Origin of the sequence: Candidatus Electronema sp. TJ (assembly GCF_048287355.1) — a bacterium.
GTDB lineage: Bacteria > Desulfobacterota > Desulfobulbia > Desulfobulbales > Desulfobulbaceae > Electronema.
In genome coordinates, this window is record NZ_JBLWEP010000138.1 from 1 (window position 1) to 6,428 (window position 6,428).

The window sequence follows — 6,428 nt, forward strand, 5'->3', positions numbered from 1 at the left end:
AGATGATCTCCTCCATCTGCCAGCAGGTGAACGGCACCATGCAGATCACGTATCAGGGCACGCCGATCAACCTGGCCCCGCCGTGGCGGCGCATGACCATGACTGAAGCCCTGAGCGAGGTGGCGGGCTTGGATGCGGCGGTGGTGGCTGATGACGTGGCGGTGATGGAGCTGGCCAAGAAGTACAAGGTGGAGTTGCAGCCGGACTCCGGGCCGGGCAAGGCAAGAACTGGCCTGTTCGAGCTGCTGGTGGAGGAGAAGCTGATCAACCCGACCTTCATCACCTCGTATCCGGCGGAGATCTCGCCGCTGGCCCGCCGCAACGAGGCAGACCCCAGCATCACCGACCGCTTTGAGCTGTTCATCACCGGCAGGGAGATTGCCAACTCCTTCTCCGAGCTGAACGACCCGATTGACCAGCGTGAACGCTTCGTCAAGCAGATTGAGGAGCGCGGCGAGGATGAGGAGATACACCCGGAGATGGATGAGGACTTTGTCCGCGCCTTGGAGTACGGAATGCCCTCAGCGGCAGGCGAAGGCATCGGCATAGACCGGTTAGTCATGCTGTTGACTGATTCGCCGTCCATCAGAGATGTGATCTTGTTCCCGCATTTGAAGGCGGAAGTGAAGTAGGCTGCCCTACAGGCTCAAGGGATGAACGGCAAGGAAATCATTGAGCTGCTCAAACAGCATGGCTGGCAGCTTGTCCGGGTGCGGGGCAGTCATCACTTGCTGTCTGACGGAGTGAAGACTGTTCCTGTGCCGGTGCATGGCAAGCATGACATCGGCATTGGCCTGCTCAGGGCGATTGAAAAGCAGACAGGAGTGAAGCTGAAATGAAGATTGCATATCCGGCGCGGATCACAAAGGAGGAGGACGGCATCTTCTTTGTCGCCTTCCCTGATCTTGAAGAGGCGATGACGCAAGGCGAGACGCTTGACGAGGCCTTGTTCAACGCTGCTGAAGTGCTGACGCTGGTCATGGAGCACCGCCTTGAGCAGGAGCAGGAAATCCCTGAGCCTTCCCAGCTGACCGGCAGCGATGTGCATTGGGTTGCGCCGGAAGTGAATGTGCAGGCGGCCTTGCTTATCCGCAAAGCGCGGGCAGGCAGGCCGCTGGCTGATCTTGCCAGAATCCTTGATGCTTCTTGGCCGTCGGTCAAGCGGCTGGAGAACCCGCGCTCCTCGCCAACCCTGAAGATGATCAACAAGGCTGCTGCTGCATTGGGCAAAAGGCTGGTGCTGAGTTTTGAGTAAGCGTGACTCAGCGGCTGGATAAGGCAAGATTGGCATAGATGAACAGCAGGGAGATCATCAGACGGCTGAAACAGGATGGCTGGCTTCTGCATCATGTGCGAGGTGATCACTATCAGTTCAAGCATCCGCAGAAGCCAGGGAAAGTGACAGTTCCGCATCCAAAGAAGGATTTTCCTGTCGGCACGCTGCGCAGCATCTATCAGCAGGCAGGATGGGAATGGAGGTGAAGGCGATGAAATACCCTGTTGTGATCCATAAAGACCAGCATTCTGATTATGGGATACTCTTCCCTGATCTTCCCGGATGCTTCTCTGCTGGCTCATCGATTGAAGAAGCGATGACTATGGCTGCGGAAGCGGCGGAATGTCATATTGAGGGATTGCTGCTGGATGCGGAGGAAATCCCTGCGGCCTCTTCCATTGAGGAGCACAGAAGCAAGCCTGAATATGCGGACGGCATCTGGGCCTTGATTGATGTTGACATCAGCAAGCTGTCGCTGATGAAATCAAAGCAGGTCAAGGTGACACTCCCTGAGAGGCTGCTGAATGCCCTTGACCGCTTTGCCAAGAATCATGGCGAAAGCCGTTCTGATGTGCTGGTTCAGGCCGCTGTGGAATATATGGCGATGAACCGTTGAAACCACCTGCTGTTCAGGCCGCCTTGCTTATCTGCAAGGCGCGGGCGGGCATAGACCGTCTTCCCGCATTTCAGTGCTTGTGCGCTCAAACTGGATCGTGCTTGTGACCTTATCTCACAAGCACGATCTCTTTTAACCAGCCAACGCTCTCCAGCTGCTCCGCCTTGGCCGTCTGCAAAATCCCCCCTGCTCATGCCTCCCGGACGGTCATGCACATGACTGCCTGACGATCATGTACATGACTGTCTGACACTCATGCTCATGACTGCCTGACAGTCATGCACATGAGTCTCTCAGCATCATGAGCATGAAGCTGCTGCGCTCATACTCATGCCCGGCCAACATGTTTTCCTGTTGACAGAAAACGCCCTGCCCCGTTACGATGCCTCATCTGGCAGGTTCACAAGCCTGCGTCCGAAGATATGGGCATAGACCGGTATTGGTTATGCTGCTGACTGATTCGCCTTCCACCAGAATGTGATGCTCTCCCCGCAGTTGAAGGCGGAGGGGAGGTAGTAGAAGAGTATTGGGGAGTGCTTTACGCTCCCCAAGTTACATTGCTTTATACTGGTTGCATTCTACTTGGTTGGAAGATAGGTATGATTTCTTGGTAATATGGAGAAAACAAAGCGATGACAGTTAAATGTAAAGTCGAACGGATTCTGACAGGTGTATGTACGGCAGCGAAAGACTATTACGAAGGTGTATGTCGCCAATACCAGCATGAGGAAGAAGATTGGTACATCAAAGGTGTTAAAGAAGAAATGCAGATGATAACAGACTCTGAAACATTACCGATATCCTTGCGTAAAATTTCTGGTGTATATAGAGTGATTAATCAGATTGATCCTATATTAGATATTTATAAATACGACTATTTAAATTCGCAATTATTCCTCTATAGAGATTCCGTATACGCAGCAACCGGTCCTTATACAGAATCAGAATGTATGCTTCTTGTTGCGAGGTTGGCAGATAAAGAAAGAACGCTGTTCGAGGAACTCTCCAAAAAGCAGGATAGTCCAGAGGTACGTGAAGCCGTCGCCAACAGGAAACGTATTTCAGAGAAAGTTCGTATTGCTGTATGGCGACGTGATCAAGGTCAGTGCGCGAAATGCGGCAGCCGTCATAATCTTGAGTACGATCACATCATTCCAGTCGCAGAAGGTGGGAGTAATACAGTCCGAAACATCGAGCTGCTATGCGAGAAATGTAACAGAGCCAAAGGGAAGAAGATTCAATAGCTGCTTCGGCATTGGTGTAAAGTGTTGCAGAAACCCAGCCTGCTTCCCTCCCCGCCCAACTCAACTGCACTTGCGACTCAAACTGGCTCGTGCTTGTGAGTCTGACTCATAAACGTTTGTGACTTGAACTCACAAGCACGAGCCAGTTTCATCGCATAAGCGTCATCCAGTTCGGGCCGCTCCTCCGCTTCGGTTTCCCATCAGTGTTTTCCTTGTTGACAGGAGCAATCCCGGCTCTTATGCTGATTGAGCAACAGTGTCAACCAGATGCTCAACGACTTCCTGCAAGAAAGGTGACTGCCATGAAACACAAAACAGCTGCATTGCTCTGCGCCTTCTCAATCACTGCGTCGTCGCTTGCCTTTGCCGCAGGCGCATACACGCCAAAGCCCGGCAGCACTGAACGCAAGGCCATCTTGGATGCGATGCGGGCAGTGGTGAAACGGATGTCTGGACTGGATGTGGTGTTTGTGGTGCCTTATCTCAAGGTTGATCAAGGCTGGGCATGGATACACACTGTCCCGCAATCTCGTGACGGACGCGGCAACTATGAAGCTGTCTCAATGCTGCTGCATAAGAAACAAGGGAAATGGAAGCCGGCTGGCATTGCCGCCGCCTGCGAGCCAGGAGTTGACGACACGCCTGACTGTTCAGAGAAGACCTTCATCAAGAGGTTGAAGGCTGCATATCCGTCTGCGCCGCTGAGCATATTCCCGCCGCAGATGCTTCATGCTCAGTAGATGGGGAGGAGCGGGGAAAGGCCGTGTCGCCTTCCCCCGCCATGTTGCTGCGGAAGCTCAGACATCCAGCTCGGAAACCTCCAGAGCGTGGTTCTGGATGAACTCGCGCCGTGGCTCCACCTTGTCGCCCATCAGGGTGACGAAGAGATCATCCGCAGCCTCGGCATCCTCAATCCTGACGCGCAGCAGAGTGCGGTTGGCCGGGTTCATGGTCGTCTCCCAGAGCTGGTCCGGGTTCATCTCGCCCAAGCCCTTGTAGCGCTGGAGATGGCTGCCCCTGAAGGTCTCCTCGCGCACCACGCGCAGCAGCTCGCGCCAGTTCTTCGCCGGAATCTCCTTTTCCTCGCCCTTGATGACCTTGAAGCCGCTGCTGAGGAATTGCCTGATTGCAGGATGCAGCTCAAGCGCGTGCCGATATTCGGGAATCAGCGGGATGTGCGGGCCAATGACTGTGCGGGTGTGGGCCAGGCCGATGAAGGCGGCCTCAGCCTCGAAGCAGTGCGGCCGTGACAGACAGGGCCGGATGCCACTGCTGAATGCGTCCAGCTCGGCCAGCCGGGCCAGCAGCTTTTGCAGGAACGCCTCCTCCTTGAACTGATCGGCGGAATGCACATCGTTGTCGAGCAGGAAAAGAGTGAGCCGCTCCTGAATGTTCATCCGCTCCAAGAAGCTGCTGATGCGCTCGAACACGGTCAGCTTCTTCAGCAGGCTGACCAGCTCCTGCCCGGCCAGCTCGCCGCCGCCCTGATCCGGGCGCAGCAGCAGGCTCTGCGCCGCCTGCTCATACAGATGGCTGTTGAGCGCGTCCTCATCAAGGAAGTACTGCTCCTTCTTGCCCCGGCCTAAGCGGTAGAGCGGCGGCTGGCCGATATAGACATAGCCGTGCTCAATCAGCGGCAGCATCTGGCGGTAGAAGAAGGTGAGGAGCAAGGTGCGGATGTGCGCGCCGTCCACGTCCGCGTCAGTCATGATGATGATCTTGTGGTAGCGTAGCTTGCTCTCGTCAAACTCCTCGCGGCCAATGCCGGTTCCCATTGCGGCGATGAGCTGCTTGATCTCCTCAGAGTCAAGTATCTTGTCAAAGCGTGCCTTCTCCACATTCATGATCTTGCCGCGCAGGGGCAGGATAGCCTGGAAGGAGCGGTCGCGGCCCTGTTTGGCACTGTTGTGGACAAACACCCCGCTGGCCAAGGCGAAGTTGTGGGTGTTCGGCACTTCGATGTCGTACACATCGATACGCTCCGTCAGTTTCTCTACTGACACAACGCGGTGGTTGTAATTGCTCACCGCCTCCAGAGCGCGTTCGGTGCTGTTGTTAAAATACCGCTGGCAGAAGGTGTCAAAGCGCAGCAGCGTTTTGTCCTTTGCAGCGATGCGGTGCTGGCGGTAGCCTTCCAGATCAACTGTTCCTTGCCGCCTTTCATGCTGTTTGAGCACAGCAAGTGTTTTCCGATAATAGGTTCCATGCAGCGCAGCTTTCCTGCGGGCGCGGAACTCCTCTGTCCACTGCTGCTTGGTTTTCTGACTCCGCCATGCCAGCAGCTCGGCATCAGTCCATTGCTCCTTCGCCTTTCGTGCGTGCTCCGCACGGGCTTCCGGGTGTTCCTCAAAATAAGAACGCACTCGTTCAGCCTGCGCCAAGCGGTTTTTCTCATCCTGCCAGTAGATTTGCTGCGCCTCGTTCAACAACGCGGCGTTCTGCTGGCGATATTCTGCGTTGCTGCGGTAGAACTCCCGCCATTTGTCGGCCATGAAAGCGCGATAGGCCGCGTCTTCCCATTGCGCCTGCGCCCGTTCGGAAAGCATCTTGCGCAGTTCCGGCTCTGACATAAGGCGGCTCATCTTAGCCCGGAATGTTGGACTCTGCCGAACAGCCCTGCTCTTTGCAATCACATCAGGCCGCCGCAGTGTCCGTTCAGCATGCCGACGGTGCAACGACAGATGTTCCTCTGCCGAAAGCCGCTGGATATTGGCAGGATTGTTGTTGCGTTTATTGAAATCAAGGTGATGCCGATGCTCACCACCTTCTTCAGCCTGATAAACACCAGTCTTGCAGTTGTATTCATCGGCAAGGACGTGTGTGAATTTCCAGCGGCTGACGGCTGGTTCCCAGACCATTTCATAGCCGTCAATGGTGATACCCGGCTCGCTCATGTCCGAGAGCTTTCGATACAGCGGCATCAGCGAAGCACCGACAGTCAGCTGCTCCGCCGGACAATAGCTGCCGTCGCGCAGCATGAAGCGGTGATCTGGGGTGCAGACAATCTGTTCACCGTTGTCGAGCGTCACTTGAACAACCTCCTGCTGCCGCTTGGTCAGGCGCGGATGCAGAATCCGTTCGAGGCCAATCTTGCCGTCCGCCTGAATGGTGTAGCAGAAATGCTCCTTGCCTTGCTCTTGTTCGGCGATCAGCTCTATGAAGCTTAAAGCGCGGCCATCAGCCAAGGCAACTTTGGTCTCGCCCGAAAAACAACCTCCGGCTGAATCTCCCTCGACCAGAAACAGCTCCCGCTCTGCCGGGTTCTTTGACTGGCACTCCGCCAGCTTGCCCG

8 protein-coding genes are annotated in these 6,428 nt (G+C 55.4%); 7 read left to right on the forward strand and 1 reads right to left on the reverse strand.

Annotation, left to right across the window (positions count from 1 at the left end; genetic code table 11):
- The 7 genes from ACNKID_RS09730 to ACNKID_RS09760 form a co-directional block, all read left to right on the forward strand.
- A partial coding sequence (locus tag ACNKID_RS09730; RefSeq protein WP_417913234.1) for an amino acid--tRNA ligase-related protein occupies window positions 1–632 on the forward strand: 632 nt, incomplete at its 5' end.
- A gap of 21 nt (window positions 633–653) precedes the next feature.
- The gene (locus tag ACNKID_RS09735) at window positions 654–839 is read left to right on the forward strand and encodes a type II toxin-antitoxin system HicA family toxin (RefSeq protein WP_417913235.1); all 186 of its coding nucleotides are present in this window, start codon (window positions 654–656) and stop codon (window positions 837–839) included.
- Window positions 836–1,255: a type II toxin-antitoxin system HicB family antitoxin gene (locus ACNKID_RS09740; protein ID WP_417913236.1), complete on the forward strand. Its 420-nt coding sequence runs from the start codon at window positions 836–838 to the stop codon at window positions 1,253–1,255. Before ACNKID_RS09735 ends, ACNKID_RS09740 begins: the two co-directional genes overlap by 4 nt.
- Window positions 1,256–1,293: 38 nt before the next feature.
- Window positions 1,294–1,482: a type II toxin-antitoxin system HicA family toxin gene (locus tag ACNKID_RS09745; RefSeq protein ID WP_417913237.1), complete on the forward strand. Its 189-nt coding sequence runs from the start codon at window positions 1,294–1,296 to the stop codon at window positions 1,480–1,482.
- A 5-nt stretch (window positions 1,483–1,487) separates the two neighbouring features.
- On the forward strand, window positions 1,488–1,892 hold the full coding sequence (locus ACNKID_RS09750) for a type II toxin-antitoxin system HicB family antitoxin (protein ID WP_417913238.1): 405 nt from the start codon (window positions 1,488–1,490) through the stop codon (window positions 1,890–1,892).
- A gap of 632 nt (window positions 1,893–2,524) precedes the next feature.
- Window positions 2,525–3,136 (forward strand): HNH endonuclease, encoded by a 612-nt coding sequence (locus tag ACNKID_RS09755; RefSeq protein WP_417913239.1) that lies wholly within the window; start codon window positions 2,525–2,527, stop codon window positions 3,134–3,136.
- A 302-nt stretch (window positions 3,137–3,438) separates the two neighbouring features.
- The gene (locus tag ACNKID_RS09760) at window positions 3,439–3,876 is read left to right on the forward strand and encodes a hypothetical protein (protein ID WP_417913240.1); all 438 of its coding nucleotides are present in this window, start codon (window positions 3,439–3,441) and stop codon (window positions 3,874–3,876) included.
- Between the two features lie 57 nt (window positions 3,877–3,933).
- Here the strand turns inward: ACNKID_RS09760 and ACNKID_RS09765 are convergent.
- Window positions 3,934–6,428: toprim domain-containing protein (locus ACNKID_RS09765; protein WP_417913241.1), on the reverse strand; the 2,495-nt coding region annotated here is incomplete at its 5' end.